Genomic DNA, 26,240 nt, shown 5'->3' with positions numbered 1-26,240 from the left:
CTGGCGGGTGCACCGTGTCTCGTCCCCGGCGCCCGCGGGGCCCGGGAGTTGCATGGCATTGTCGACAATGAACCTGCCCATGACGCCGACCCCCACCCTCGCCGACGGTTTCGTCCACGACGACCCCGTCCACCTCGCGCCCACCGGCCGCGGCCCGCTCGACGGCCTGCGCTTCGCGGTCAAGGACGTGATGGACGTGGCCGGCACCGTCACCGGCAACGGCCACCCGCTGTGGCGGCGCACGCACGCGCCGGCGGCGCGCCATGCGCGCGTCATCGATCGCCTGCTGGCCGCCGGCGCCACGCTGGTCGGCAAGGCGCACACCGACGAGCTGACCTACAGCCTGGCGGGCCAGAACGTGCACCACGGCATGCCGCCCAACCCGGCCGCGCCGGGCCGCATCCCCGGCGGCTCGTCCAGCGGCTCGGCGTCGGTGGTGGCGGCGGGGCTGGTGGACTTCGCCCTCGGCACCGACACCGGCGGTTCGGTGCGGGTGCCGGCCAGCTACTGCGGGCTGTACGGCCTGCGGCCCACGCACGGCGCGGTGGACATGACCGGCCTGTGCCACCTGGCGCCACGCTTCGACACGCTGGGCTGGTTCGCGCGCGACGCGAAGCTTCTGCAGGCGGTGGGCACGGTGCTGCTGCCGCCGGCCCAGGCGCCGACCCTGCAGCGCCTGCGCCTGCTCGACGAGGCGCTGGACGCCAGCGACCCCGACATCGCCCGCCGCGCCATCGAGGCCGCCACCCGGCTGCCGCTGCCGCAGCCCGCCGGCTGCGCGGCGCGGGTGGGGCCGCTGCAGCCCTTCTTCGAGGCCTTCCGCACCGCGCAGGCCTTCGAGGCCTGGGCCACGCTCGGCCCGTGGATCACCGAGCACCGGCCGGTGTTCGGCCCCGGTGTGGCCGAGCGCTTCGAGGCGGCGCGCCGCACGACGCGCGAGGCCTTCGACGCTGCGGCCGCCGAAGGCGCGCGGCTGGCCGAGGCGGTGAAGGCGCTGGTCGCCGACGGCAGCGTGCTGTGCCTGCCCACCACGCCGACCACCGCGCCCCGCGTCGACGACGACGGCGCGCACCTCGACCGCGTGCGCCAGCGCACCCTCTCCATGACCGCCATCGCCGGCCTGGCCGGCCTGCCGCAGGTCAGCCTGCCGCTGCTGCGCGGCGACGACGGCGCGCCCGCCGGGCTGTCGCTGATCGGGCCGGCGGGCAGCGACGCGCAGCTGCTGGCGCTGGCGGCGCAGGCCGGCTCGGCCGGCTGACCTGCCGCGTCTGGGCGCTGCCGCACACTCCCACCATGCGATTCAAGTTCGACTGGTTCATGAAGGGCATGGTGCTGGCCGTGGTGCTGGCCTTCGTCTGGCCCGCGCCCGGGGCCAAGGGCGGCGTCCTCTACCCCGAGCTGCTGAACAAGCTGGGCGTGGCGCTGGTCTTCTTCCTCAACGGGCTGGCGCTGTCCTTCGGCGCGCTGCGCCAGGGCGCCAGCCGCTGGAAGGCGCACCTGCTGGTGCAGGCCTGCACCTTCGTGCTGTTCCCGCTGGCCGGGCTGGCGGTGCTGCGCGGCGGCAGCGGATGGCTGGGCGACGAGCTGGCGCTGGGCATCTTCTTCCTCTGCGCGCTGCCGTCCACCGTGTCGTCGTCGGTGGCGCTGACGGCGGCCGCCGGCGGCAGCGTGCCGGTGGCGGTGTTCAACGCCACGCTGTCCAGCTTCATCGGCGTGCTGCTGACGCCGGCCTGGCTGGCCTTCGCGGTGCACCGCGGCGCCGGTGGCGGGGCCGACTTTCCCTTCGGGCCGGTGGTGCGCGACCTGGCCCTGTGGCTGCTGCTGCCGCTGGCACTCGGCCAGCTGGCCCGGCCCATCGGCGCGGCGTTCGTGCAGCGGCACAAGAAGGGCGTGCAGGTGGTCGACCGGCTGACCATCCTGATGCTCATCTACACCTCGTTCTGCGACTCGGTGCAGCGCGGCGTCTGGTCGCGCTACGGCGTCACCGTGCTGCTGGCGGTGGTGGTGGCCTCGCTGCTGCTGTTCGGCCTCGCCCTGGTGGTGCTGCGCGTCGCCTGCCGGGCACTGGACCTGCCGCCGTCCGACCGCATCGCCGTGATCTTCTGCGGCTCGAAGAAGACGCTGGCCGCCGGCGTGCCGATGGCCGCCCTCATCTTCGGCGAACACCCTGCGCTGGGCCTGCTGCTGCTGCCGCTGATGGTCTACCACCCGCTGCAGCTGATGCTGGGCGGCGTGCTGGCGCAGCGCTGGGCCGACGGCCACGCCACCGCGGCCGCCCGCGCCGCCTGACCAAACCCTAGGCGCCGAGGAAGAAGCGCACGATCTCCTTCGAGGCGTCGGGTCCGGTCGTGTCCGTGTAGGAGCCGGCGGCGCTGCCGCCGGACCAGGCATGGCCGGCACCCTCCACGCGCCAGGCCTCGATGGCCGCGCGGCCGGTGGCGTCGAGGTAGGTCGTCACCTCGCAGGTGCGCCCACCATGGCCGTCGCTGGCGATCACCGGCGACTGCAGCGGGCGGCCCGCCGCCTCGAACGCGGCCACCGCCTGCTCGACGATGGCCGTGCCGTTGCGCAGGGTGACGGTGCGGTCCGCGTCGCCGTGGAAGACGATGGTGCGCACCGGCGCCGACGGACGCGCCCGCGGCGTGGGCCCGGGCCGGCCGTGCATCGCGGCGAAGGCCGAGGGCACGTCGTGCGCCGCGCCGAGCGGCAGGCCGGAGTGGGCGGCCACGGCGGAGAACACGTCCGGGTAGGCCGCGCCGAGGATCACCGCCATGGCGGCACCGGCGGACAGCCCGGCGACGAACACCTGGCCCGGCTGCACCGGGTGCGCCGCGGCCACATGGTCGACGATGCCGGCGAGGATGGCGGGCTCGGCGCCGTCCCGGGTCTGCTCGGCCGGCTCGAACCAGTTCCAGCAGTTGGACCCGTTGGCGCGCGAGGTCTGGGCGGGGTAGGCGACGAGGAAGCCGTGCCGCTCGGCCTGAGCGTTCATCGCCGTGCCGGCGGCGAAGTCGTCCGGGTTTTGCTTGCAGCCGTGAAGCATCAGCACCAGCGGCGCCGGTCGCCCGGTGTGGCTGGACGGGATGTAGAGCTTGTAGTCGCGGCTGCCCTGGGGTCCGGTGTAGCGGCGGTCGAGGAAGCGGCCGGGCACGCGGGTGGGTTCGGCGGGCCGCGCCGGCGGCCGGGCCACGGTGCCCGTCGCGGGCACCGCCAGGCCGGCGGCGGTCAGGGCCCGTTCGATGTGGGTGTGCACGCTGGCACCGGAACCGCCCGGGCGGTGCAGCCCCGCCGAGCGGAAGGCGCGGCGGAGGGTCTTGGCGACGAAGGTCGAGGGCTTCACGAGGGTGGGTTATTTGCTGCAATGCAGCAATCATGCGCCCATACGCCGTCTGCTGAACGTTCCGTTCCTCTTTTCCCTGGGTCAGGGAGGCTGACAGGGGGCCGGGGCGCTGGATTAGGCTTCCTTCATGGACGCCTTGATCGCCGCTTCGGCACGCGCTCTCGCGGCCGGCGACGCATTGGGCGCGCTCCAGCACGTGGCGCTGCGCGACGACCCGCCCGCGCTGGCGCTGCGCGGCATCGCGATGGCGCAGCTGGGCGAACACGGGTTGGCCCGACGGCTGCTGCAGCGGGCGCGACGGGCCTTCGGTCCCCGAGAGGCGGTGGCGCGTGCGCGCTGCCTGCTGGCGGAGGCCGAGGTGGCGCTGGCCCTGCGCGAGCTGGGTGGCACGGCGGCCGCGCTGGCGGATGCCGGCGCCACGCTCCAGCGGCACGGCGATGCGGTCAATGCACTGCACGCGCGGCTGGTCAGCGCACGGCAGTGGCTGCTGCTCGGTCGCCTGGCCGATGCGCGTGCGGTGCTGGACACCCTCGACGCGCCCCGTCTGCCGCCCACCCTGGCAGCCGTGGCCGCGCTGGCCCGCGCGGAGGTCGCGCTGCGTTCACTGCGAAGCGCCGAAGCCAACGAGGCCCTGGCCATCGCCCAGCAGGCGGCCCGACGCAGTGGCGTCCCGTCGCTGATGGCGGAGGTGGCCGAGGCCCGGGCCGCGCTCGAACGGCCCGCCGCACGCGGCCTGCGCGCCGGCCGCGTGCAGACGCTGCGTCTGGCGGAGGTGGAGACCTGGCTGGCGTCCGACGCGCTGGTGCTCGACGCCTGCCGCCGTGGCATCGCCCGTGCGGGCGCGTGGCGGTCGCTCGCACGCCGCCCCGTGCTGTTCACGCTGGCGCAGGCCCTCGCCACCGCCTGGCCCGGCGACGTCGAGCGTGACGTGCTGATCGCCAGTGCCTTCCGCACGCGCCATCCGGACGAGACCCACCGTGCGCGCCTGCGGGTGGAGATCGGCCGTCTGCGCGCGCTCCTGCAGGGCCTGGCCACCGTCGACGCCACGCCGCGCGGCTTCGCACTGAGTCCGACGGCAGCCGGCGAGGTGGTCGTGCTCCTGCCCCCGATCGACGGCGGCCAGGCCTCGCTGCTGGCACTGCTGTCCGACGGCGCGGCCTGGTCGACCTCGGCGTTGGCGCTGGCGCTGGGGCAGAGCCAGCGCTCGGTGCAGCGCGCCCTGGCCGAACTGCAGGCAGGGGGGCAGATGCGGGCGATGGGTCGGGCCCGCTCGCGGCGCTGGCTGGCGCCGCCGCTGATCGATTTCACGACAGTCTTGTTACTCCCCGCGGTGCTGCCGGGTGCATAGAGTCCTTTCCACGCCTGCTGCCCAGGCGCCAAAGGAACCCCGATGCCCGAGACCACCACTGCGCCGCCGGCGCCTCACCCTGCTTCTTATCCCGCGGCCACCACGGCCGTCATCGTGCGCGAGTACGGCCCCTTCGACGGCGGCCACGCCATCGCCGGCGTCAGCTACGACGGGCGCAACGTGTGGGCCGCCACCTGCCGGCAGCTCGTGGCGTTCGATCCCGCATCCGGCCGGGTGACACGCACGCTGCCCCACGCCGGCGACGCCGGCACGGCCTTCGACGGCCGCCACCTGTGGCAGATCATCGAATCGCGCATCGACAAGATCGACCCGGCCACCGGCGAGGTGCTGGGGTCGATCCCCGCGCCCAGCGGCAGCCACGACTCCGGCCTGACCTGGGCCGAGGGCAGCCTCTGGGTGGGCCACCACCGCGGCCGCCGGATCCACCAGATCGATCCCGCGACCGGCGCGATCCGCCGCACGCTCGAGTCCAACCGCTTCGTCACCGGCGTGACCTGGGTCGACGGCGAGCTGTGGCACGGCACCTGGGAAGGCGACGAAAGCGAGCTGCGCCGCATCGACCCGGACAGCGGCCAGGTGCTGCAGCGCCTGCAGATGCCGCCGGGCACCCACGTCAGCGGGCTCGAGGCCGACGGCGGGGATCTGTTCTTCGCCGGCGGCGGTGGAACGGGCAAGGTGCGGGCGGTGCGACGGCCCAGGACCTGAGACACGCTCGACGCGACACGCCGGGGCTGCGGTAAACTGTATGGAAATACAGTCCAGCCTTGCAAAGCGCCACCATGACCTCCGCAACGTATCGCGTCCTCTACCGCCCGCGGCCTGCCCTTCCTGCCTGGCTGCGGCGTCTCTGGTCCTTGTTCTGACAGCAGGACGTCCCCGGCAGCCCGCGACTGCGCGGGGCTTCGCGGTCGGATGGCACCGTCTGCCGCTGAACCGTCCAGGGAGGAGCAGGCGACACAGGGAAAATTGGACGGTTGATCTTTGAAAGCCCTGAAGGGCTCAGGCCGACCCGTTGCCGCCGGTCGTGGCAAGGAGGTTCACGCTTCACAGCCGACCTTTGAGGTCGGGCGGGCGGCAATCCGACTACGGGCTACCCGGCAGCGCTGACCGTCTCCAATTGCTCGGACGCGGCCCGCTTGTCTTTGGTCGGTGGCTGACCGTACATCCGGGTGTATTCGCGGCTGAACTGCGACGTGCTCTCGTATCCCACCTCAAACGCGACTTGGCTGATCATCTTGCCGCTAGAGACGATCAAGCGGCGTGCCTCGATGAGCCTCAGCTGTTTCTGAAACTGCAGCGGCGTCAGCGAGGTGATGGCACGAAAGTGCTTGTGAAAGCCTGAGCGGCTCATGCCGGCCGCCTCCGCCAAGCGCTCGATCTGCACTGGCTTGGGAGAGGTGGCGCGCAGGATCGCCACCGCGCGGGCAACCCGCCTTGCGTGGCTGTCCGGCGAGCCGAGGTGTCGGACAGCAAGGCCTTGACGGCCCAACAGCAGCCAGTGATGAATCTCCCGGACCAAGCCGTCCTTGAGCAACGCGAGGGATTCCGGGCGATCGAGGAGCAGCACCAGCCGACGAAGCGCGTCGCGCAGTTCGTCGCGTGTGTCCTGCCTGGAGGGACGCGAATGGACTTCAGGCGCGTTCACGACGAGGTCGGTGATCACTGCGAGATCCAAGTCGAACGCCAACGCCAGGTAGGGCGTTTCGGTGCTGGCCATGCTGATCCGGGTCACCGCCGGCACGTTGCCCGTGACGACCATCGTGTTGCCAGCGGCATAGGACGATATGCCGCTGCCGAGGCTGACTTGCTTGCAGCCCTGCAGCACCAGGCACACCAAGGGCTGCACCACGGTGTGCTCGATTTCGCTTGGCGATGTGCGTCTCACCAGGTGAAGGCCGCGCACAGGCGTGACAACGCCAAGAGCAGCCTCGCGCTGCCATTCGGTGTGGCGCTGGACAGCCTGCTTGAGGTCAGGACCCATATCGCATTCTGGCGGGTGCGACAGGCGACATACCTTCGATCTGGACGATCAGGCAAGAAACCTCTACGTTTCAACAGGCGCCGGGCGTTGCCGAGGCCCACAGTTGTGGAACCTCGACTCCGGAGACATCCCTTGCCTCAGTTTCCCACCCAAGATGCGCTGCCATCCTCCGATCAGCCCCTCGCGGCTCACCGAGGGGTACAGGTTCTGGGCGACCAAGGCCTGGAGGGCCGCAAAGCCTTCTTCATCCAGATCGAAGCCCGTCCCGGGCAGGCGGAGGCAGTTCTTCAGATGCTGCAAGACATCAGGGACTGCGTTGACGCTGAACCCGCGACCGGCCCGTGGTTCGCCGTCAGGTTCTCGCCGACAAGCTTCGGGATCTTCGAGGCCTTTCCAGACTTGGCCGGGCGTCAGGCCCATGTGGAGGGCGGTGGTGGCGACATCTTCCGTGATGTCGCACGGATGAACGCCATCCTGGCCGACGCGGCAACGGTGCATCGCGTCGATGTGCTCATGAGCAAGGACCACTTCTCCCACCGATGAGGAGGTTGAACCGACCGGCGGGCGGCACCTCGCGCCATGGAGCACCAGGCCCGCCGGGGTTCCGTACGCCGACGTGCCGCTCCCCCACAGCATCCGCACGCGCGCGCTCGGCGCGATCGCGACAGCCGGGACGGTGCCGCAGATGTTCGTGAACGGCGAACTGATCGGCGGCAGCGACAAGTTGGAGGAGTGGGTGAAGCAGCGAACCCAGTGAACCGCGCTTCATGTCGGTGGCCCCGTCGCGTTGGCGGCGCTGTTGTTGCGGCGCCTTCAGCGCGTGGGTGAAGTCCGTACGATGCATGGCGTCTTTCTGCTGCTGCCGCAAGGCAGCCTGCACGACCGGTTGCCGTTGCACGAAACCACGAATGTGGCTCGCTTCGTGCCATCCTTTCCCGCATGAACTCTCCGCTTCGCCTCAGCATCCCGCACCAGCTCGGCCGCGTCGAGGCTCGCCGGCGCATCGAAAACGGTTTCTCGACATTCGCCGGCCAGCTGCCTGGCGGCGCCAAGGTCCGCGACCAGCGCTGGGACGGCGACCGGCTCACCTTCAGCGTCGAGGCGATGATGCAGACGGTCTCCGGCAGTGTCGAAGTGCTCGACACCGACGTGACGCTCGACCTCCAGCTGCCGGGACTGCTCGGCCAGATCGCCGGTGCGTTCAAGGAGCGGCTGCAAAGGCCGGTCAGCTGCTGCTGACGAAAGATTGAGCCAGGCCCGCGCTTCAAGCGACGCTCGCCGCATGCCGCGCCACCAACATCACGTCTGCGACTACGTCGTCGAGCTCGACGACCGCGTCTTGAACGAGCCTTGGTTGCGGAACGCCGACCCGGACCCGGCATGCCTTTCGTCCACGTCGGGATGAACCGCCTCGACCCGGACGTGCGCTTCGACAAGCACAAGGGCGTAGTCGAGGCGCCAGCCGTGGGAGCCGCCGTTCACGAGGAGCTGCAGGAAGAGCCGCTAGAAAAGCGCGACCGCTCGCCGCCAGAGCAAACGGCCGGTTCGCTGGGCAAAGAAAAGCCCCAAGCGGTTGATGCTTGGGGCTTCTTGGACTTCCCGGGACGGCGTAAGACACACCGGGAAGAGGGGTCTGGTGGCCTGGGGCGGAATCGAACCACCGACACGCGGATTTTCAATCCGCTGCTCTACCAACTGAGCTACCAGGCCATGGAGAGCCGCGCAGTATAGCAGCGCAACCCCCGCCGGCCGCCCGTCCCGGACGGTCAGCCGACGCTGCCCGGGCGGCGGTTGCGGGTGAGGTCGACGCCCAGTTGCTTGAGCTTGCGGTACAGGTGCGTGCGTTCCAGGCCGGTCTTCTCGGCGACCCGCGTCATCGAGCCGTTTTCCTTCGCCAGGTGGAACTCGAAGTAGCTCTTCTCGAAGGCGTCGCGCGCCTCGCGCAGCGGGCGGTCGAGGTCGAACACCTGCTCGGCCTGCAGCACGGGCGGCCCGCCGGCGTGGCCATTGACCTGCGCACCGGCGGGCGCGGGGTCGCCGGCGAAGGGCGCCGTGCCGTCCCGGAAGCCAGGCTGGCCCGCGGACGTCGCGCCGCGGGCCGGCGTGTCGCGCGGCGCCGGCTTGGTGGTGCCCTGCTCCACCGCCTTCAGCAGCTTCTGCAGCGTGATCGGCTTTTCAAGGAAGGCGATGGCGCCGTACTTGGTCGCCTCCACGGCGGTGTCGATGGTGCCGTGGCCGCTCATCATGATCACCGGCATGGTGAGCTGGCCGTTGGCGCCCCATTCCTTGAGCAGCGAGATGCCGTCGACGTCGGGCATCCAGATGTCGAGCAGCACCAGCTCGGGCTGCATGCGCTCGCGGGCGGCGCGGGCCTGGGCGGCGTTCTCCGCCAGTTCGACGGTGTGGCCTTCGTCGGTCAGGATCTCCGACAGCAAGGCGCGGATGCCCAGCTCGTCGTCGACAACAAGGATGGTGGCCATTCGGAAGGGGCGGTGCGCCTTGGACGCCTGTGGCGCGGGTCGGCTCGACTTCAGGCGTGGCCCGCGGAAGCGGGCACGGGCGCGGGGGCGAGATTGGAAAATGATAGCGAAACTTGCGCACCGGCTGCCCCGTCGTCGCCCGGTGCCGCCTTGGGCAGGTTGACGATGCGGATGCGGGCGCCGTGCTCGTCGGCGATCTTCTTGACCACCGCCAGGCCGAGGCCGGTGCCCTTGGTCTTGGTGGTGACGTAGGGCTCGAACGCGCGCTTGAGCACCTTGTCGTCGAAGCCGGGCCCGTTGTCGGTCACGCGCAGCCGCACGCCGCGCAGCTGGCCGGCGTCGTCGCGCAGCACCTCGGTGCTCACCTGCACATGGCCGTCGGGCCGGCCGGCGATGGCGTCGAGCCCGTTCTGCACGAGGTTGTGCACCACCTGCCGCAGCGGCGTGGCGTCGCCCATGATGGCCGGCAGCGACGGCGCCAGCTCGGCCTGCAGCCGGCCCTGCTCCTGCTCGTGGCCGTACAGCGCCAGCACCTCCTCGACCAGGGCGTTCAGGTCCAGCGCCGACAGCCGCGCGGCCGGCAGGCGGGCGTAGTCGCGGAACTCGTTGACCAGCTGCTTCATCGCCTGCACCTGGGCGACGATGGTGCCCACCGAGCGCTGCAGCAGCGCCTGGTCGGCGCCTTCCAGCCGAGGCTCCAGCTTGAACTGCAGCCGCTCGGCCGACAGCTGGATCGGCGTCAGCGGGTTCTTGATCTCGTGCGCCAGCCGCCGCGCCACCTCGCTCCACGCGGCGGCGCGCTGGGCCGACACCACCTCGGTGATGTCGTCGAAGACCATCAGCCGGGCGTCGTGCGGCAGGGTGGCGCCGCGCACCAGCAGCAGCAGGCCTTCGGCCACCTGGGGCAGCTCGAAGGCGTCCTGCCAGTGGTCGCGTTCGCCGGCCTCGGGGCTGTCGCGGTGGGTGTCGAAGCGCCGCCACACCTCCTTCGCGAAGTCGGCCAGGCCGGGCACCTCCTCCAGCGGCCGCCCCCGGTACGCGGACAGCGGCTGCTTGAGGATGCGCGTGGCGCCGGGGTTGACGGTGTCGATCAGCCGCTCGCGGTCGAAGACGATGACGCCGGCGGTCAGGCTGTCGAGGATGGTCTGCAGGTTGGTGTGCGCCGCGGCCAGCTGGGCCACGCCGCGCTGCACCTGGGCGCGCGCGTCGGCCAGCTGCTGCGTCATGTCGGCGAAGCTGCGCGTCAGGCCGCCCAGCTCGTCGCGCGAGGCGAACACCGGCTTGGTGCCCAGGTCGCCGGCCGCCACCTGCCGCACGCCCTGCGCCAGCAGCAGCAGCGGCCGCGCCAGCTGGTGGCCGAGCATCGCCGCCAGCAGCACCGCGCCGAACACCGCAAGGATGAGCGTCAGCGTCAGCGTGCCGACGTACATGCGGCGCAGCCCTCGCGCGCCAGCGCGCGCTGCTGGTACTCGCGGTAGGCCGCCTGCACCGCCAGCGCGTTGGCCGCCAGCACCGGTGGCACCTGCTGCACCACCATCAGGAAGCGGTCCTCGGTGTCCAGCCGCAGCTCGCTGCTGGGGATGAGCGCCAGCGCGCGCACGCGGGCGTTGCTCCCGCCGCCGCCGACCGTCCCACCTCCGCCCGCCGGCACCGGCTCGTCGTCCAAACCCTCCAGCTGGCTGGCCGAGCGGTTGGCCCGTGCCTGGCGCAGCAGCGGCGTGGCCGGCCGCTCCAGCGGGAAGGCGCTGGTCGATCCGCCCGCCGACATCAGCACCTGACCGGCCGAGCTGACCACCGACAGCTCGCTGGCGGCCAGCTGTTCGCGCAGCCGCTCCAGCTGCAGCGCGCTGGGTGGCAGCCGGTTGTCGCCCAGGCGTTCGGCCGCCGACCGGGTCTTGCCCGCCACCTCGGTGACCAGGTTGTCCAGCGTGTCGCGGCCGAGCGAGAGGCCGGCGTTCAGCGCGCCGGCCACCTGCACGTCGAACCAGGCCTCGATGCTGCGGGTGACGAACTGGTAGGACACGGTGTAGATCAGCACCCCGGGCAGCACGCCCACCAGCGCGAAGATGCCGGCCAGCTTCAGCAGCAGCCGCGAGCCGAACTTGCCCTGGCGCATGCGCACGGCCAGCCGCACCGCCGCACCGGCGATGACCAGGGCCAGCACCGCCGCGATCGCCACGTTGAGCCAGAACAGCCAGAGGAAGTGGCGCTCGTAGAAGCCGTGCTCCTGCTGCGCGAAGGACAGCACGAAGGCCAGCACCAGCCCGAAGCCGGCCACCGCCACGGTGCCGACGATCCAGGCCCAGCGCGTCGAGCTGACGGACCGGCTCATCGTGCGAGCCGGTCGCTGGCCGCGTCTTGCGGCAAGCCGACCGGTGCGTTCGCCGGGCGAGGGGCCGCCATCATTCGAGGCGTACCGACCGCTCCACCCCCAGCGCCCAGTCCGGCTGCCCGCCGATGCCGATCTGCATCGGCCGCGGCAGCTGTTCGGTGTCCAGCCGGTAGCTGAAGGTCAGCGTGTGGCGCTCTTCGGGGTCGACCTTGTCGGCCTCGACCAGGCGCCATTCGACCGCGCGGGAGATGGCCGCCAGCGCTTCCGCCTGGGTGGCGTAGGCCTGCTGCAGGCCGCCCATCTGGCTGACGCGCCAGCTCGCCGTCAGCGGCTGCCAGGCCAGGCGCCAGGTGCGCTGGGCGCGCGCCACCCGGTCGTCGCGCCAGTACCAGCGGTAGCGGGTGAGCGTGGCCTGCGCGACGAAGTACACCGGCACCCCGCGCTGCAGGGCGTCGTCCACCGCACGCGACAGGTTGATGCGCACGGCGAAGTCGAGCGACATCCAACCGTCGCGGCGCAGCAGGGAGAGCTCGCGCAGCTCGATGCCGGGTGTGGGCACCGGCTGCGCCGGCAGCGGCTGGCCGGTGCCGGGGGCTGGCGCGGTCGGGCCCGGCGCGGAGGCCGGCGGGGCCGCGGGCGGGCTGGCGTTTCCCTGCGCCATGACCGCACCCGCCCAACCGCCGGCCAGCGCCGTCAGCAGGCTGCGGCGGTGGTGGCTCGTCGCCCGGTCGGCGGCGCGGAAGGGAGGCAGGCTCAAGGCGTGTGCAGCAGCGCGTAGAAGAAGCCGTCTTCCAGCGCGGCACGCGCCGCACCGGCGTCCGGCTGGCGCCGATTGTCCGGCAGGGGCAGCAGGTGGCCGGGGGACTGCGGATCGTGGCGCGGCGGTCGGCCGACGGAACGTTGCACAAACGCGTCGATCTGCGATTGCCCCTCGGCGCGGAAGACGGAACAGGTGGCGTAGAGCAGCCGCCCGCCCGGCGCCAGCAGCGGCCACAGCGCATCGAGCAGCTGCGCCTGCGTCCGGGCGAGGTGGGCCACGTCCTCCGGTCGGCGCAGCCAGCGGATGTCGGGGTGCCGCCGCACCACGCCCGAGCCGGTGCAGGGCGCGTCGAGCAGGATGGCGTCGAAGGGCCGGCCGTCCCACCAGGCGGCGGTGTCGCGGGCGTCGGCCGCCTTCAGCTCGGCGTTCAGGCCCAGCCGGTTCAGCGTCGCGTGCACGCGGGCCAGCCGCTGCGCGTCGCTGTCCAGCGCCAGCAGGTCCAGCGCCGGCGCCAGCTCCAGCAGGTGGGCGGTCTTGCCGCCCGGCGCGGCGCAGGCGTCCAGCACCCGGGCACCGGGCGGCAGGCTGCCCTCGCCGTCCCCGAGCAGCAGCGGCGCCGCCCGCTGCGCGGCCAGGTCCTGCACCGACACCTCGCCCTCGGCGAAGCCGGGCAGCTGGTCGACCGGGCAGGGTGTGTCGAGCACCAGGGCCTGCGCGCCGACCACCCGCGCGCCGCGGCCCTGCGCCGCCAGCCGCTGCTGGTAAGCCGCGGCGTCGCCCCGACGGGCGTTCACGCGCAGCGTCATCGGCGGGCGCTGGTTGGCGGCGGCCAGCAGGGGCTGCCATTGCGTCGGCCAGTCCTGGCGCAGTCGCTCCACCCACCATGCCGGGTGGTTGTAGGCGGCCAGCGGCCGGTGCAAGGCCTGCGCGACCAGGGCGTCGCGCTCGCGCACCACGCGGCGCAGCACGGCGTTGACGAAGGACGCGGCGGCCGGCGTGCGCTGGCGGGCGGCGGTGACCGCCTGGTCGACCAGGGTGTGGTCGGGATAGGGCGGCGCCTCGCCCGGCTCCGGCGGCCACAGCAGCGCCAGCGCGGCGAGCAGCAGCGCGTCGACGCGCGGCGGCGGCGTCTTCGGCGCGACGGCCTGGCGCAGCACCTCGGCGGCGCCGAGACGGCGCAGCACCTGGAAGCCCAGCGCCTGCACACCCGGCCGCAGCGGCCCGGGCACCGCGGCCAGCGCCTCGGTCAGCGAGCGGCCGGCGCGCACGGCCTGCACCGCGTCGGCGGTGCCGTCGAGCAGGCGGGACAGGGCGGGGCCGTGTGGCGGGGCGGTCGACAAGGCGAAAGACCGGTGGCGGAGCGGGCGCGAAGTCTAGGGCCTGCGCCCGGCCTTGCCGAAGCCGGCGCGGGGCCTTGTGCCGCGACGCGCCGCCGCCCCGGGCGAAACGCGCAGAATCGCCCGCTCCCCGCCCAGGAGCGCGTTTGCCATGTCCGGTGTCTCCCCCACGGCCCTGCTGCCGACCCGCGAAGAGGATGTGGCTGGCCTGCCGGCCAGCCAGCGCATCCGCTGGCGGCTGGTCAATGCGGACTGCCGCCACCACGCCAACGACAACATCGCCGACCACATCCGCGACGGCGAGCTGGAGGAGCTGAAGGCCGAGGTGGCCACCAAGATGCAGGAGGTGCTGCAGGCGCTGGTCATCGACACCGACAGCGACCACAACACCAACGACACCGCCCGCCGGGTGGCCAAGATGTTCGTCGACGAGGTGTTCCGCGGCCGCTACCGGCCGATGCCCGCGGTGACCGAGTTCCCCAACGCCGAGCGGCTGAACGAGCTGATGATCGTCGGCCCGGTGAAGGTGCGCAGCGCCTGCTCGCACCACCTGTGCCCCATCCTCGGCCGGGTCTGGATCGGCGTGCTGCCCAACGAGCACAGCAACCTCATCGGCCTGTCGAAGTACGCCCGCATCTGCGACTGGATCATGAGCCGCCCGCAGATCCAGGAGGAGGCGGTGACCATGCTGGCCAACGAACTGCAGGAGCGGGTGAAGCCCGACGGGCTGGCCATCGTCATGGAGGCCGACCACTTCTGCATGCACTGGCGCGGCGTCAAGGACGACGAGTCGATGATGACCAACAGCGTCATGCGCGGCGCCTTCCTCAAGGACGCCAGCCTGCGCCGCGAGTTCCTGTCCCTGCTGTCCAAGAAGTAAAGGCACCGGCCATGCTCGTCCGCATGCTCTACGCCAGCCGCGCCACCGCTCCGGTGGACGTCGAGACGCTGCACGCCATCCTGAAGGCGTCGCGCGCCCACAACCCGAAAGCCGGCATCACCGGCGTGCTGTGCTCCACCGACAGCCTGTACCTGCAGGTGCTCGAGGGCGGCCGCGCGGCGGTGAACGCGCTGTACCTGCGCATCGCCCGCGACCCGCGCCATGCCGAGGTCACCCTGCTCGGCTACGAGGAGATCGCCGAACGCCGCTTCGCCGGCTGGTCGATGGGCCAGGTGAACCTGGCCCGGCTGAACCCGGCGCTGATGCTGAAGTACTCGGAGACGGCCATGCTCGACCCCTACGCCGTGTCCGGCCGGGCCTCGATGGCGCTGTTCGACGAGCTGGTGGCGACGGCCAGCGTGGTCGGGCAGGGGTAGGCGTCAGTCCAGCAGCACCACCCGGTCGCCCGCCTCGGCCACGCACCCGTCGGCGATCGGCGGCCCGTCCTCCCGCAGGACCAGCCGGCCGCCCTGGTGGCACAGCTCGACGTGCCGGCTGCCCGGCGCCCGTGAGCGGGCGAAGGCCTCCAGCGCGGGCGGCAGGCTGATGTGCAGCGCCAGGGCGAAGCGGTCGACCTCGGGGTGGTCGTCCAGGCGCACCCAGGGCGCGAAGCCGCCGGCGAACATCAGCGCGTGCGAGCCGACCTCGACCCGGGTCGGCGTGTAGCCGGCCGCCCGCAGCCAGCGCTGCGCGCGTTCACGCGGCGGCTCGCCGGCCCCGCCTGCGGCACGGTCGCCCCAGGCCAGCGCCATCAGCTCGACCAGCCACTGGTTGCAGTTCTGGTAGCGGGTCGACCAGGGGTGGGCGTTGGCGCTGTAGCGCGCGCCGAGCAGCGACAGCGCGCGTTCGTCGTCCAGCGCCGTCGCCGCCAGCGGCCGGGCCAGCACGGCCGGCAGCAGCAGCAGCGACAGCCGGCCGCTGTCCGGCGTGTCGGTGCCGGACACGAAGCCGGGCAGGCCCTGGTCGTACAGCCGCGGGCGGGCCTCGTCGCAGGCGAAGTACAGCTGGCGCACCGACCAGGCGCCGACCCGGCCCGCGCGCAGGCCCACCCCCGCATGCGAATAGCGCTGGCCGAAGCGGCGCAGGTCGACGCCGGCGCGCGACACCAGCGCGACCTCCGCGTCGGAGCGGTCGAGCCGCTCGCGGGCGATGCCGGCCACCCGCAGCAGCCGGTCCTGCTGCAGCGGGGTCAGCGTCGGGCTGTGGTCGCACAGCCGCAGCGAGGCGGCGTGCGAGGTGACGGCCAGACCGCAGAGCCAGCCGATGAGCGCGACCGCGCGGCCGAGCCGGCGGCGCAGGCCCATCGCCGGTCAGCGGCCGACGGGCACCGCCGCCAGGCCGTGCAGCCAGTCGTCGGCCAGCGCGAGGAAGAAGGGCTGCTGGCGCGCTTCGGCCCGCGCGAACTGCAGGCCGTAGGGCCGCCGGCGCACCTGCAGCAGCGCCCCGGCGGCCAGCCCCTCGCGCTCGACCAGGGTGCGCGGCAGGCGCAGCTCGAAACCGTCGCCGGGCGCGCCGGCGGGTTCCAGGGTGAGCCGCTGGCGCTCGCCCTCGGCCTGCACCGCCAGCACCCGGTAGTCGCCCTCGGCCACCTTGTCGTCTCGGGTCGAACTGCGGCTGGACCCCTGCAGCGAATCGGACAGGCTGCCCACCGAGGCCGAACTGGCCGACGACGCGGCCGAAGAGACGAAGCTCTCTGCGCGCGCCGCGGCGCCCGACAGGCCGAGCAGCAGGACGACGAGCAGCGGACGCAGGACCAGACGGGACATTCGGTGCGAGGGTCAGCGGGAGGGGCGCGAAGTATGCGCCCGCCCGAGGGCGGCGCTCAGCCGAGCGCCGGGCCGCCCCAAGCCGGCTGAGCACCCCCTCAGGGGGTGGCCCTTCATACCCGAAGGGCCGGGGGCACTCGTTCAGCCCAGCGCGTCGGCCCAGATGGTGCGCGCCCAGTTCCAGGCGTAGACGCCTTCCAGCTCGTTCGGCGCGGTGGACAGGCCGCCCGAGTTGGGCACCGTCTTGAAGGTGCGGTCCGCCGGGTCGTAGGCGTGCACGCTGGCCACGTGCACCACCTGCTTGGCGTCGGTGAAGCTGTAGCAGGTGTTGGTCAGCACCGGCGCGCTGGGCAGCGGCTGGCCGGCCAGCTCGGCGACGATGGCTGCCGCGGCCACCTTGGCATGGCTGTTGGCCATGTGGCCGCTCTTGGGCATGCCGGCGGCGAGCTGGATGGCGTCGCCCAGCACGTGCACGTCCTTGGCCGCGGTGGACTCGAAGTTGAGCCAGTTCACATGGCACCAGCGGCCGTTGGCGTTGGCCAGGCCGGCCTGCACCGCCACCGCGCCGGCGCGCATCGTCGGCAGCACGTTCAGCACGTCGGCCTTGACGTCCTCCTGCACTTCGAACTTGACGGTGCTGGTGCGCGCGTCCACCGCCACCGCGCGGTGCTGCGGCCGGTACTCGACGAGGCCCTTGTACTGTTCGGCCCACACCTTCTTGAACAGCGCGCCCTTGGAGGTGACGTCCGGGTTGGCGTCGAGGATCAGCACCTTCGAGCGCGGTTTGGCGGCCTGGAAGTAGCTGGCCACCTGGCAGGCCCGCTCGTAGGGGCCGGGCGGGCAGCGGTAGGGCGCTTCGGGGATGGTGATGGCGTAGGTGCCGCCGTTGGGCATGGCCTCCAGCTGGCGGCGCAGCGCCTGCGTTTCCGGCCCCGCCTTCCACGCCTGCAGGACCTGGCCCGAGGCCTGCGCCTCGCGCAGGCCCTGCACCGTGTCGAACATCAGGTCGATGCCGGGGGACAGCACCAGCTTGTCCCAGGCGATCACCGGCCCGGAGGCCAGCGTGGCGGTCTTCCTCTGCACGTCCACCGCGGCCACCGTGTCGCGCACGAGGCGCACGCCGTGGCGCGAGGCCAGCGTGTCGTAGGGCACGGTGATGTCGGCCAGCGTGCGGCTGCCGCCCAGCACCAGGTTGCTGATCGGGCAGCTGACGAAGGCCGCCTGCGGTTCGACCAGCACCACGTCGAGCTGCCGGTCGGACAGCAGGCGCAGGTACTTGGCGACGGTGGCGCCGCCGTAACCGCCGCCGACCACCAGCACCCTGGCGCGCGACGGGGCGCCGCCGAAGCCGCCGGCACAGCCGGCCAGGCCGAGCAGGCCAGCGCTGCCGGCGAGGCTGGAGGCACCGCGCAGCCAGTCGCGGCGGGAGGCGGGGCGTGAGAACAGCTGGTGCGTCATCGGGGTCCCCTTCACCGCTTCTGGGCCGCGAAGTAGGCGGCGATCTGCTCGATCTGGGCGTCGGAATAACCGCGCGCCAGCTGGTGCATCACCGTGGCCGGCCGGGTGCCGGCCTTGAAGGCCTTCATCTGCTCGACCAGGTAGGGCGCCGGCAGGCCGGCCAGACCGGGCACGGTGGACTGCTCGACGGCGCGGCCGTCGGTGCCGTGGCAGTTGGCGCAGGTGGCGGCCAGGGCGCGGGTGGCCAGCGGGGCGCTGGCGGCGGCCTGCGCCATCGCCGGTGCGGCGGTCAGCGCGCCGGCCAGTGCGAGCGCCAGCCCGGTCGCGGCGCGCGGGATCGAAGCCTGAAGGGGCATGGTGGAAGGTCCTCCGTGGTCGTGGCCCGGGCGTCGCCATCGGGGGCGCAGGGCGCGCCGGGCGGGCGCAGTGTGCCGCAGCCGCCGGTGTCCGCCGTCGACGGAAAGTGCAGCAGCTTATGCGCCGCGCCGCGTCAGCGTGGCGGCGGCGTCAGCACGGCGCCGGTGCGAAAACCGAACAGCGGCCCGAGCAGCCGGGTCGGGAACTGGCGCAGCGCCGCGTTGTACGCCAGCACCGCCGCGTCGAAGGCCTGGCGGGCGAAGCGCAGCGCCTGCTGCTGCTGGCTGACCCCGTGCAGCTCGGCGGCGGCGTCCAGGCCGCTGCTGCCGTAGCGCTCCAGGTCGTCGGCGATGGCCTCGGCCAACGCGGCCTGCAGGCGCGTCCAGGCGTCCTGCCAGACGCCCTCGGCGGTGACCAGGCTGGCCGCCGCCGGCAGCTTGAGCGGTCGCGGCCGCAGCGCCTCCACCGCGGCCTGCAGCTGGCGCTCGGCGGCGTCCAGCGTGGCGGCCGCGGCCTGCAACGCGGCCGGGCCCTGGCGGCAGGCGGCCAGCAGCGGCACGGTGGCCTCGGCGCGCCGCCGCAGCTGGTCGTCGACCTGCGCCCACGCCTGCGCCACCACGCCGCGCAGCGCCACCAGCCGGTTGTAGGCGCCGACCATCCAGAAGACGACGATGGCCGCCGCCGCGGCCCAGCCCCAGGGCCCGAGGTCCGTCATGTCGGCCCCTCGTCCGGCGGGTACGCCGGCCGATCCCCCGGGGGATGCGCGGGCCGGCTTGGGAGCGGCCCGGCGCTCGTCCCGCGCCCTCTTCGGCGGCGCTTCGCCGATCCACGCCCGCCTGCCACTCGGCATGGCCCTTTGCCCGCAGCGCGCAGGCCGGGCAGTGGCCGCAGCCGTGACCCCACGCATGCCGGGCGCCCCGCTCGCCGAGGTAGCAGGTGTGGGTGTGCTCGACGATGAGCTCGTTGAGCGCATCGCCGCCGAGGGCCTGCGTCAGCGCCCACGTCTGCGCCTTGGTGAGGAACATCAGCGGCGTGGCGATGGCGACCGCGCGGCCCATGCCGAGGCCCAGCGCCACCTGCAGCGCCTTGATCGTGTCGTCGCGGCAGTCGGGGTAGCCGGAGAAGTCCGTCTCGCACATGCCGCCCACCAGCACCTGCGCCCCGCGCCGGTCGGCCAGTGCGGCGGCCGCCGTCAGGAAGAGCAGGTTGCGCCCGGGCACGAAGGTGGTGGGCAGGCCGTCCGCGCGCAATGCGATGTCGCGTGCCTCGGTCAGCGCCGTGCCGCCGATCTGCGCCAGCAGCCGGAGATCGAGCACATGGTCCTCGCCGAGGCGCGGCGCCCACGACGGGAAGCGCCGGGCGATCTGCTCGCGGACGACCAGCCGGCAGTCGAGCTCGACGCGGTGGCGCTGGCCGTAATCGAAGCCGACCGTCTCCACCTGCGCGTGGCGGTCCAGCGCCCACGCCAGGCAGGCGGTGGAGTCCTGGCCGCCGGAGAACAGCACCAGGGCAGTCTGGTCCGCTCGCACGTTGTCCGACACGTTGGGACCGCTCACATCGGCCAATACAACCGCCTCAGCGGCACCAGCTGCTTGATCTCCACGTCGATGTGTTCGTAGTGCTCGATCAGGTACCCATCGATCTGAGCCAGCTTGTCCTTGATGAACTCGATGGCCCGGCTCTCGATGTCGAGCAAGGCGGTCTTGGCTTCGCCTTCTTCGACGCTGTTGGACGCCGTGTCGACCGTGCCCTGCTCGGCCTGTCGTGGTCGACCGTTCAGCAACTCATCGGTCGCCGACTGACCGACGAGGAAGAAGGTGAGCGTGGAGCCCAGCGTGTTCTTCGTCGCGGTGGACAGGGCGTCCCGATCGACCTCGCGCTCCCAGGCGGCGGGTCTGATGTAGACCAGGCTGCCGGACGGGTCGGACGGGTTCCGCCGAAGCCCTTCACCGAAACGGCCCAGGAGGTAACGCCGCGTTGACGGGTCGTAGGTGACCACCAGGTCGCCCGGCGCCACGTCGTTCACGAAGCGCAGGACTTGGCTGACCCCGCTCTGAACGGTGCCGGGCTTCAGGTCGGGGCGGGCCGCCGTGAAGGTCGACAACCAGACGCTTTTGGGCGCATCGAGGGGCACCTGGGCGAGTTCTCGCCAGCCGATCGCCGCCACGCCCTGTTCCTTGAAGTGTTCGTACAGCGCGCCGCCGTCGCAACGCACCATCCACGTCCGAGGCGGCTTCACGTGCGGATTTCGCCCTGACCCAGCACCACCCACTTCAGCGAGGTCAGTCCCTCCAGCCCCACCGGCCCGCGGGCGTGGAACTTGTCGGTGGAGATGCCGATCTCGGCGCCCAGCCCGTATTCGAAGCCGTCGGCGAAGCGGGTGCTCGCGTTGACCATCACCGACGCCGAATCGACCTCGCGGATGAAGCGCATCGCGTTCGGGTGGTTCGTCGTCAGGATGGCGTCGGTGTGCTGCGAGCCGAAGCGGTTGATGTGGGCGATGGCCTCGTCCAGCGAGTCCACCAGCTTCACGCTCATCACCAGCGCCAGGTACTCCTCGGCCCAGTCGGCCTCGGTGGCGTCCTTGAGCACCAGGCCCGGGAGGCCGGCCAGCAGCGCCTTGCTGCCGGGGTCGCAGCGCAGCTCCACGCCCTTCGGCCCCCACAGCGCGCCCAGCCGCGGCAGGAAGGCCTCGGCCACGCCGCGGTGCACCAGCAGCGACTCGGCCGCATTGCAGGGGCTCACCTTCTGCGTCTTGGCGTTGTCCGTCACCTTGAGCGCCAGCGCCAGGTCCACCTCGGCGTCGACGTAGACATGGCAGTTGCCGTCCAGGTGCTTGATCACCGGCACCCTGGCCTCGGCGCTGATGCGCTCGATCAGGCCCTTGCCGCCGCGCGGGATGACGACGTCCACGTGTTCCGGCATGGCGATGAGCCGGCCGACGGCCGCGCGGTCGGTGGTCTCGACCAGCTGCACCGCCGACGGCGGCAGGCCGGCCTCGGCCAGCGCCGCCTGCACCACCTTCCACAGCGCCAGGTTGGAGTGGATGGCCTCCGAGCCGCCGCGCAGGATGCAGGCGTTGCCGCTCTTGATGGCCAGCGAGGCGGCCTCGATGGTCACGTTGGGCCGGCTCTCGAAGATCATGCCGAAGACCCCCAGCGGCACCCGCATGCGGCCGACGCTGATGCCGCTGGGCCGGCGCTTCAGCTCGGTGATCTCGCCCACCGGGTCCGCCATCGCGGCCAGCTGCTCGCAGCCCTCGGCCACGGTGGCGATGACCTTGTCGGTCAGCCGCAGGCGGTCGACCATCGGCGCGGCCAGGCCGTGGCCCTGCGCGGCCTCGATGTCGCGGGCGTTGGCGGCCTGCAGCGCCGCCGTCTCCCGCCGCAGGCCGCGGGCCAGCGCGGTCAGCGCCGCGTTCTTCGCGGCGGTGGACGCGGCGGCCATGGCGGTGGCGGCGGCGCGGGCCTCGGCGCCCACATGCGCCATGTAGGCCGGGATGTCGGTGAGGTTCATGCCCAGCATTGTCGCGCGCGACCCAAGCCTTGTCGCGCGCGACCCAAGCCCCGGCCGTGCCGCTGGTCAGCCGGGGCCCAGCGGCGCCACCGCCTGCAGCACCAGCAGCCACAGCGGCGCGGTCAGCCCGAAGGCCAGGGTGGACACCACGTTGACCGCCGCCGCCTCGGTCTGCAGCGTGCGGTAGCGCTGCGAGAAGATCAGCGCGTTGGCGCCGGTGGGCAGTGCGGCGGCCATCACCACCACCTGCAGCGGCAGCCCGTCGAGGCCGACGCCCCAGCGCGCCGTCGCCAGCACCGCGGCGGGCAGCACCAGCAGCTTGACCGCCGACAGCGCCAGCACGACCGGCCAGCCGCCCGTCACCCGGTCGTACGCCAGCGACATGCCGACCAGCAGCAGGCACAGCGGCACCACCGCCTGGCCGAGCAGGCGCAGCAGGTCGTCGGCCACCGCGGGCAGCGGCAAGCCGGTCAGGTTCCACGCCATGCCGGCCAGGATGGGCAGCACCACCGGGTGCAGCACGGTGCGCACCGCCGTCATGCCCAGCACCCGGGTCAGCGGCTGCGGCCGGCCGCCCTGGTCCTGGCGGTGGCGCGCCAGGTCGAATTCGGTGAGCGTGGTGACGAGGGTGAGCAGGATCAGCGCGTGCAGGCTGACGATGGTCAGGTGCAGGCCGAGGCCGGTCTCGCCGAACATCGCGCTGGCCATCGGGATGCCGACCTGCACCGTGTTGCCGAAACCGCCGGCCAGCGCCCGCGTGCCGGCGGCGGCCGGCTGGTGTGCCAGGCGGCGGCGGGTGTGGGCGTACAGGACCAGCATGAGCACCCCCACCGGGCCGAAGAACACCGCCAGCGTCGACCACGGCAACTGGTGCAGGTCCAGCCGCGCCAGCGTGCGGAACAGCAGCGCCGGGATGAACAGGTAGAGCGCGGCCTGGCTCAGCACCCGGGCGGGGTCCTGCTCGGTCGGCCCCAGCCAGCGCCGCCGGCCGGCGCCATAACCCAGCACCACCACCGCCAGCAGCACCAGCAGCTGCATCAACACCGACATCGACATCGTGAGATTGTCACCGGCGTGCACGTCGGGCCGGCATGGGCCTTGCGTCAGCCGGCGCATGTCCACCGACCTGTCCCCGCAGCGCCTGTCCGGGGCGGCGCCAATCACCGTCCTCGCGCGGCCGTCGGCCGCCGCGCACCCGGCCTGGCCAGCCTCGTCAACATCGCCGGCCGCCAGCGCATGCTGTCCCAGCGGGTGGTGCTGCAACTGGTGCTGGCCGCCCAACAGCAGGGCGATGCGCTGAGCCGCGCCCGCGAGGCGCTGGCGCTGTTCGACAGCAGCCACCGTCAACTGGCCGAGGAAGCGCGCCGCCGCGGCGGCGCGCTGCTCGAGTCCTTCCGCGGACCGCAGGGCGCGAAAGCGGCGGTGGAGGCCTTCGTCGACGGCGCCCGGGCGCTGCTGGTCGCGCTGGAGCGTTCGGCCGAGGCGGACCCGCGGCAGCGGCTGGCCCAGGTGACGCCGCTGGCGGCGCTGGCCGACCCGCTGCTCGCCGTGCTAAACGACCTCACCCAGCAGTTCGAGGCGCTGGCCCGCGAACAGGCGCAGGCGCAGGCCCAGCGCCGCACCGAGCTGCTGGGCGAGATCGGCCGCATCACCGGCGAGGCGCGCCTGGTGAGCATGAACGCCCGGGTCATCGCCGCCCGCGCCGGCGAATCGGGCCGCCAGTTCGCCGTCGTGGCCGAGGCGATGGCCGACCTGAGCGAACGGGTGGAGTCGCTCAGCCGGGCGGCGCTGTCGCAGCCAGGCGGCTGAAGGTTTCCCTGCTCAGGCGGCGCTCTTCCCCGCCGCCTTGCGCGCCGGCGCCTTGGCCGCGGCGGTCTTGCCGGCCGCCGTCTTGCCCGCGGCCGCCTTGCCGGCCGGCTTGGGCGGGAACTTCGACGCCCGGGGCTCGAACTCGAACACCACCTTGCCCTCCTTCGGGTCGAAGGCCAGCCTGGCCTTGAACTTGCGCCGCGTCTTGTTGGAGACGAAGTTCTCCAGCAGCTCGGTCCTGCCCTCGGTCAGCAGCCGGGTCATCTGCTCGCGGGCCACCGGCTGCTGCAGGATGATCTTGCCGCTCTTGAAGTCGCAGGTCGCCGGCACCGCCACCGCGTTCTCGCAGACGTAGTTGGTGCCGTGCTCGAAGACCCTGCCCCGGCACTTGGGGCAGTGGCCCAGCGGCTCGGCGCCGCTGAAGTCGACGGCCTCGCCGCCCTCCTCGGCCTTCTTCGCGTCCTCGCCGAAGTCGAACTCCAGCTTCCAGTTGCGGATCTCGTCGTCGAAGACCAGCCGCATCTCGGCGGTGAAGGGCCAGCCGGCCTTGGAGCGGAACCCCTCCAGCGGGCCGATGCGCTTGTTCTCGAGGAAGGCCTCGGCCTCCGCGATCTCGAACGGCCGCCCGCCGGGGATCTTGCTGATCGAGAACCCGCAGCCGCCGTCCTCGGCCGACGCCAGGCCGACGCAGACGAAGCGGCGGTAGTTCTCCTTCACCGTGCCGCCGCAGTTCGGGCAGGGCGTCTTCAGCGTGGCGTAGTCGCCCGGGATGGTGTCGCGGTCGTACTCCTTGGCCTTCTTGACGATGCGCCCGGCCATCTCGGCGATGGCCTGCATGAACTGCTCGCGGCTCAGCTGCCCGCGCTCCATCTGCGCCAGCTGGTGCTCCCAGTTGCCGGTCAGCTCGGGCTTGGTCAGGTCCTCCACCTGCAGGCCGCGCAGCAGCGTCATCAGCTGGAAGGCCTTGGCGGTGGGGATGAGCTCCCGGCCCTCGCGCAGCATGTACTTCTCGAGGATCAGCCCTTCGATGATGGCCGCGCGGGTGGCCGGCGTGCCGAGGCCCTTCTCCTGCATGGCCTCGCGCAGTTCCTCGTCGTCGATCAGCTTGCCGGCGCTTTCCATCGCGGAGAGCAGCGTGGCCTCGGTGTAGCGCGCCGGCGGCTTGGTCTTCAGGCCGACCACGTTGACCTCCTCGGCGGTGGCGGACTCACCCGGACTGACCGCCACCAGCGTGGCGTCCTCGCCCTGCGCCTCCTTGCCGTAGACCGCCATCCAGCCCGGGTTGACCAGCACCTTGCCGTTGGTCTGGAAGCGGTGGCCGGCCACCTCGGTGATGCGGGTGGTGACCTGGAACTCGGCCGACGGGTAGAACACCGCCAGGAACCGGCGCACCACCATGTCGTAGAGCTTGGCCTCGGCCTCGGTCAGCGCGCGCGGCGGCTGCAGCGTCGGGATGATGGCGAAGTGGTCCGACACCTTGGCGTTGTCGAAGACCCGCTTGGTCGGCTTGATGTAGCCGGCCTTCAGCGCCTTGGCGGCGTGCGGCGCCAGTTCGCGCAGCGGGCCGGGCAGGTCGTCGTCGGCGATCATCTTCACCGTGTCGCGCACGGTGGCCAGGTAGTCCTCCGGCAGCGCGCGCGAGTCGGTCCGCGGGTAGGTCAGCACCTTGTGCTTCTCGTACAGCGCCTGCGCGATCGACAGCGTCGTCTTGGCCGAGTAGCCGAAGCGCGAGTTGGCCTCGCGCTGCAGCGTGGTGAGGTCGTAGAGCAGGCCGCTGGCCTGGGTGCTGGGTTTGCTTTCCTCGGTCACCGTGCCGGCGCGGCCCTTCACCGCCTGCGCGATGGCGCGGGCGTCGGCCTCGTTCCACAGCCGGTCGGCGCGGGCCTCGCCGTACGGGTCGGCCGCCGCGGGCGAGCCGTCCGCCGCCTGGCCCTTCTTCCACTTCGGGTCGAACCACTTGCCCTCGTACTGTCCGGCGGCGACGTCGAACTCGGCGCGCACCTCCCAGTAGTCGCGCGAGACGTGCTTGCGGATGCGCTCCTCGCGCTCGACGACGATGGACAGCGTGGGTGTCTGCACGCGGCCGACGGTGGTGAGGAAGAAGCCGCCGTCGCGCGAGTTGAAGGCGGTCATCGCCCGCGTGCCGTTGATGCCGACCAGCCAGTCGGCTTCCGAGCGGCTGCGTGCCGCATCGGCCAGGCCGCGCATCTGCTCGTCGCTGCGCAGGCGCTCGAAGCCCTCGCGGATGGCCTGCGGCGTCATGCTCTGCAGCCAGAGGCGCCGCACCGGCTTCGGCGCCTTCTTGTCGACGCCGGCGTACTGCACGATCAGGCGGAAGATCAGCTCCCCCTCGCGGCCCGCGTCGCAGGCGTTGATGAGGTCGTCGACGTCCTTGCGCTTGACCAGCTTGACCACGGCGTTGAGCCGGGTCTTGGCCTTGTCGATCGGCGCCAGATCGAAGTGCGGCGGGATCACCGGCAGGTTGTTGAAGCTCCACTTGCCGCGCTTGACGTCGAACTCCTCCGGCGCCTTGATCTCGACCAGGTGGCCGACCGCCGAGGTGACCAGGTAGCGCTCGTTCTCGAAGTGCTCGGCATGTTTCTCGAACTTGCCGGCGACCGGCGTGAGCGCGCGGACGATGTCCTGCGCGACGCTCGGCTTCTCGGCGATGACCAGTGACTTGCCCATGACGCTGTGTTGTCCTCGATGTCCCAATGGCCCGCCTGCACGACGCGAGGCGCTGCCTACAATCCGGGCCTTCGCGCGCACGCCTGCACACGCACGCACGCGCGCCC

At 72.4% G+C, this 26,240-nt stretch carries 24 protein-coding genes, 1 tRNA gene and 2 pseudogenes; 10 read left to right on the top strand and 17 right to left on the bottom strand.

Annotated elements, in window-relative coordinates; genetic code table 11:
- Positions 1-79: 79 nt before the first annotated feature.
- On the top strand, positions 80-1,258 hold the full coding sequence (locus LRS07_RS00890) for an amidase (RefSeq protein ID WP_260500167.1): 1,179 nt from the start codon (positions 80-82) through the stop codon (positions 1,256-1,258).
- Between the two features lie 35 nt (positions 1,259-1,293).
- The gene (locus LRS07_RS00885; protein WP_260500166.1) at positions 1,294-2,289 is read left to right on the top strand and encodes a bile acid:sodium symporter family protein; all 996 of its coding nucleotides are present in this window, start codon (positions 1,294-1,296) and stop codon (positions 2,287-2,289) included.
- A gap of 7 nt (positions 2,290-2,296) precedes the next feature.
- On the opposite strand, the gene LRS07_RS00880 is transcribed toward LRS07_RS00885, so the two are convergent.
- Positions 2,297-3,340: an extracellular catalytic domain type 1 short-chain-length polyhydroxyalkanoate depolymerase gene (locus LRS07_RS00880; RefSeq protein ID WP_260500165.1), complete on the bottom strand. Its 1,044-nt coding sequence runs from the start codon at positions 3,338-3,340 to the stop codon at positions 2,297-2,299.
- A gap of 127 nt (positions 3,341-3,467) precedes the next feature.
- On the opposite strand from LRS07_RS00880, the gene LRS07_RS00875 reads away from it, so the two are divergent.
- Positions 3,468-4,688, top strand: a complete 1,221-nt coding sequence (locus LRS07_RS00875) for a helix-turn-helix domain-containing protein (protein ID WP_260500164.1) — start codon at positions 3,468-3,470, stop codon at positions 4,686-4,688.
- A 42-nt stretch (positions 4,689-4,730) separates the two neighbouring features.
- On the top strand, positions 4,731-5,414 hold the full coding sequence (locus LRS07_RS00870) for an NHL repeat-containing protein (RefSeq protein WP_260500163.1): 684 nt from the start codon (positions 4,731-4,733) through the stop codon (positions 5,412-5,414).
- A gap of 385 nt (positions 5,415-5,799) precedes the next feature.
- On the opposite strand, the gene LRS07_RS00865 is transcribed toward LRS07_RS00870, so the two are convergent.
- Positions 5,800-6,690: an AraC family transcriptional regulator gene (locus LRS07_RS00865; RefSeq protein ID WP_260500162.1), complete on the bottom strand. Its 891-nt coding sequence runs from the start codon at positions 6,688-6,690 to the stop codon at positions 5,800-5,802.
- A 132-nt stretch (positions 6,691-6,822) separates the two neighbouring features.
- Between LRS07_RS00865 and LRS07_RS00860 the strand changes: the two genes are divergently transcribed.
- From LRS07_RS00860 to LRS07_RS00850, 3 genes are all read left to right on the top strand, one after another.
- Positions 6,823-7,233, top strand: coding sequence for a putative quinol monooxygenase (locus LRS07_RS00860; protein WP_260500161.1), 411 nt, complete (start codon positions 6,823-6,825; stop codon positions 7,231-7,233).
- Between the two features lie 73 nt (positions 7,234-7,306).
- Positions 7,307-7,447, top strand: coding sequence for a thioredoxin domain-containing protein (locus LRS07_RS00855; RefSeq protein ID WP_260500160.1), 141 nt, complete (start codon positions 7,307-7,309; stop codon positions 7,445-7,447).
- Between the two features lie 182 nt (positions 7,448-7,629).
- Positions 7,630-7,929, top strand: a complete 300-nt coding sequence (locus LRS07_RS00850) for a polyhydroxyalkanoic acid system family protein (protein WP_260500159.1) — start codon at positions 7,630-7,632, stop codon at positions 7,927-7,929.
- Between the two features lie 395 nt (positions 7,930-8,324).
- Here LRS07_RS00850 and LRS07_RS00845 read toward each other — a convergent pair.
- The 5 genes and pseudogenes from LRS07_RS00845 to rsmB all read right to left on the bottom strand — a co-directional run bounded on the left by LRS07_RS00845 (position 8,325) and on the right by rsmB (position 13,602).
- Positions 8,325-8,400: transfer RNA gene (locus LRS07_RS00845), tRNA-Phe, on the bottom strand.
- A gap of 56 nt (positions 8,401-8,456) precedes the next feature.
- Positions 8,457-9,170: a response regulator gene (locus LRS07_RS00840; protein WP_260500158.1), complete on the bottom strand. Its 714-nt coding sequence runs from the start codon at positions 9,168-9,170 to the stop codon at positions 8,457-8,459.
- Between the two features lie 50 nt (positions 9,171-9,220).
- Positions 9,221-11,502, bottom strand: a pseudogene (locus tag LRS07_RS22130) (ATP-binding protein).
- 70 nt (positions 11,503-11,572) lie between these two features.
- A complete protein-coding gene (locus LRS07_RS00830) occupies positions 11,573-12,259 on the bottom strand; it encodes a DUF4390 domain-containing protein (RefSeq protein ID WP_260500157.1) in 687 nt (228 codons plus the stop codon).
- A complete protein-coding gene (gene rsmB, locus LRS07_RS00825) occupies positions 12,256-13,602 on the bottom strand; it encodes a 16S rRNA (cytosine(967)-C(5))-methyltransferase RsmB (protein ID WP_260500156.1) in 1,347 nt (448 codons plus the stop codon). The genes LRS07_RS00830 and rsmB overlap by 4 nt, the downstream gene beginning before the upstream one ends.
- A gap of 148 nt (positions 13,603-13,750) precedes the next feature.
- Here rsmB and folE point away from each other — a divergent pair, with 148 nt between their 5' ends.
- Positions 13,751-14,479, top strand: a complete 729-nt coding sequence (folE, locus tag LRS07_RS00820; protein WP_260500155.1) for a GTP cyclohydrolase I — start codon at positions 13,751-13,753, stop codon at positions 14,477-14,479.
- 11 nt (positions 14,480-14,490) lie between these two features.
- The gene (locus tag LRS07_RS00815; RefSeq protein ID WP_260500154.1) at positions 14,491-14,916 is read left to right on the top strand and encodes a BLUF domain-containing protein; all 426 of its coding nucleotides are present in this window, start codon (positions 14,491-14,493) and stop codon (positions 14,914-14,916) included.
- A 3-nt stretch (positions 14,917-14,919) separates the two neighbouring features.
- Here LRS07_RS00815 and LRS07_RS00810 read toward each other — a convergent pair whose 3' ends face one another.
- From LRS07_RS00810 to LRS07_RS00770, 9 genes and pseudogenes are all read right to left on the bottom strand, one after another.
- Positions 14,920-15,843, bottom strand: coding sequence for a DUF2145 domain-containing protein (locus LRS07_RS00810; RefSeq protein ID WP_260500153.1), 924 nt, complete (start codon positions 15,841-15,843; stop codon positions 14,920-14,922).
- A gap of 6 nt (positions 15,844-15,849) precedes the next feature.
- Entirely contained in the window at positions 15,850-16,305 is a 456-nt protein-coding gene (locus tag LRS07_RS00805) for a hypothetical protein (protein ID WP_260500152.1), read from the bottom strand.
- Positions 16,306-16,446: 141 nt separating this feature from the next.
- Positions 16,447-17,763 (bottom strand): NAD(P)/FAD-dependent oxidoreductase, encoded by a 1,317-nt coding sequence (locus tag LRS07_RS00800; RefSeq protein ID WP_260500151.1) that lies wholly within the window; start codon positions 17,761-17,763, stop codon positions 16,447-16,449.
- Positions 17,764-17,774: 11 nt separating this feature from the next.
- Positions 17,775-18,119 carry a c-type cytochrome gene (locus LRS07_RS00795; protein ID WP_260500150.1) on the bottom strand — a complete coding sequence of 115 codons (345 nt, stop codon included), beginning with the start codon at positions 18,117-18,119 and terminating at the stop codon, positions 17,775-17,777.
- Between the two features lie 134 nt (positions 18,120-18,253).
- Complete coding sequence (locus tag LRS07_RS00790) at positions 18,254-18,835, bottom strand: LemA family protein (protein WP_260500149.1); 582 nt, start codon at positions 18,833-18,835, stop codon at positions 18,254-18,256.
- Between the two features lie 115 nt (positions 18,836-18,950).
- A pseudogene (gene queC, locus LRS07_RS00785) lies at positions 18,951-19,649 on the bottom strand (7-cyano-7-deazaguanine synthase QueC); the annotation flags it as partial.
- A gap of 23 nt (positions 19,650-19,672) precedes the next feature.
- Positions 19,673-20,359: a restriction endonuclease gene (locus LRS07_RS00780; RefSeq protein WP_260500148.1), complete on the bottom strand. Its 687-nt coding sequence runs from the start codon at positions 20,357-20,359 to the stop codon at positions 19,673-19,675.
- Entirely contained in the window at positions 20,356-21,636 is a 1,281-nt protein-coding gene (locus LRS07_RS00775) for a glutamate-5-semialdehyde dehydrogenase (RefSeq protein WP_260500147.1), read from the bottom strand. Before LRS07_RS00775 ends, LRS07_RS00780 begins: the two co-directional genes overlap by 4 nt.
- A gap of 66 nt (positions 21,637-21,702) precedes the next feature.
- Positions 21,703-22,692, bottom strand: coding sequence for an AEC family transporter (locus LRS07_RS00770; RefSeq protein ID WP_260500146.1), 990 nt, complete (start codon positions 22,690-22,692; stop codon positions 21,703-21,705).
- An 18-nt stretch (positions 22,693-22,710) separates the two neighbouring features.
- On the opposite strand from LRS07_RS00770, the gene LRS07_RS00765 reads away from it, so the two are divergent.
- On the top strand, positions 22,711-23,445 hold the full coding sequence (locus LRS07_RS00765) for a type IV pili methyl-accepting chemotaxis transducer N-terminal domain-containing protein (RefSeq protein ID WP_260500145.1): 735 nt from the start codon (positions 22,711-22,713) through the stop codon (positions 23,443-23,445).
- Positions 23,446-23,457: 12 nt separating this feature from the next.
- On the opposite strand, the gene LRS07_RS00760 is transcribed toward LRS07_RS00765, so the two are convergent.
- The gene (locus LRS07_RS00760) at positions 23,458-26,133 is read right to left on the bottom strand and encodes a DNA topoisomerase III (RefSeq protein ID WP_260500144.1); all 2,676 of its coding nucleotides are present in this window, start codon (positions 26,131-26,133) and stop codon (positions 23,458-23,460) included.
- Positions 26,134-26,240 lie beyond the last annotated feature (107 nt).

The sequence above is a fragment of the Aquabacterium sp. J223 genome (genome assembly GCF_024666615.1).
Classification (GTDB): domain Bacteria; phylum Pseudomonadota; class Gammaproteobacteria; order Burkholderiales; family Burkholderiaceae_C; genus J223.
This window is presented reverse-complemented; position numbering and strand designations above follow the sequence as displayed.

Bases quoted from the DNA above. Each gene is read 5' to 3' on its own strand.
- LRS07_RS00875 (WP_260500164.1), top strand. From the start codon at position 3,468: ATGGACGCCTTGATCGCCGCTTCGGCACGCGCTCTCGCGGCCGGCGAC.
- LRS07_RS00775 (WP_260500147.1), bottom strand. From the start codon at position 21,636: ATGAACCTCACCGACATCCCGGCCTACATGGCGCATGTGGGCGCCGAG.
- LRS07_RS00890 (WP_260500167.1), top strand. From the start codon at position 80: ATGACGCCGACCCCCACCCTCGCCGACGGTTTCGTCCACGACGACCCC.
- LRS07_RS00815 (WP_260500154.1), top strand. From the start codon at position 14,491: ATGCTCGTCCGCATGCTCTACGCCAGCCGCGCCACCGCTCCGGTGGAC.
- LRS07_RS00790 (WP_260500149.1), bottom strand. From the start codon at position 18,835: ATGACGGACCTCGGGCCCTGGGGCTGGGCCGCGGCGGCGGCCATCGTC.
- LRS07_RS00870 (WP_260500163.1), top strand. From the start codon at position 4,731: ATGCCCGAGACCACCACTGCGCCGCCGGCGCCTCACCCTGCTTCTTAT.
- LRS07_RS00800 (WP_260500151.1), bottom strand. From the start codon at position 17,763: ATGACGCACCAGCTGTTCTCACGCCCCGCCTCCCGCCGCGACTGGCTG.
- LRS07_RS00885 (WP_260500166.1), top strand. From the start codon at position 1,294: ATGCGATTCAAGTTCGACTGGTTCATGAAGGGCATGGTGCTGGCCGTG.
- LRS07_RS00795 (WP_260500150.1), bottom strand. From the start codon at position 18,119: ATGCCCCTTCAGGCTTCGATCCCGCGCGCCGCGACCGGGCTGGCGCTC.
- LRS07_RS00865 (WP_260500162.1), bottom strand. From the start codon at position 6,690: ATGGGTCCTGACCTCAAGCAGGCTGTCCAGCGCCACACCGAATGGCAG.
- LRS07_RS00840 (WP_260500158.1), bottom strand. From the start codon at position 9,170: ATGGCCACCATCCTTGTTGTCGACGACGAGCTGGGCATCCGCGCCTTG.
- LRS07_RS00760 (WP_260500144.1), bottom strand. From the start codon at position 26,133: ATGGGCAAGTCACTGGTCATCGCCGAGAAGCCGAGCGTCGCGCAGGAC.
- LRS07_RS00805 (WP_260500152.1), bottom strand. From the start codon at position 16,305: ATGTCCCGTCTGGTCCTGCGTCCGCTGCTCGTCGTCCTGCTGCTCGGC.
- LRS07_RS00770 (WP_260500146.1), bottom strand. From the start codon at position 22,692: ATGTCGATGTCGGTGTTGATGCAGCTGCTGGTGCTGCTGGCGGTGGTG.
- LRS07_RS00810 (WP_260500153.1), bottom strand. From the start codon at position 15,843: ATGGGCCTGCGCCGCCGGCTCGGCCGCGCGGTCGCGCTCATCGGCTGG.
- LRS07_RS00850 (WP_260500159.1), top strand. From the start codon at position 7,630: ATGAACTCTCCGCTTCGCCTCAGCATCCCGCACCAGCTCGGCCGCGTC.
- folE (WP_260500155.1), top strand. From the start codon at position 13,751: ATGTCCGGTGTCTCCCCCACGGCCCTGCTGCCGACCCGCGAAGAGGAT.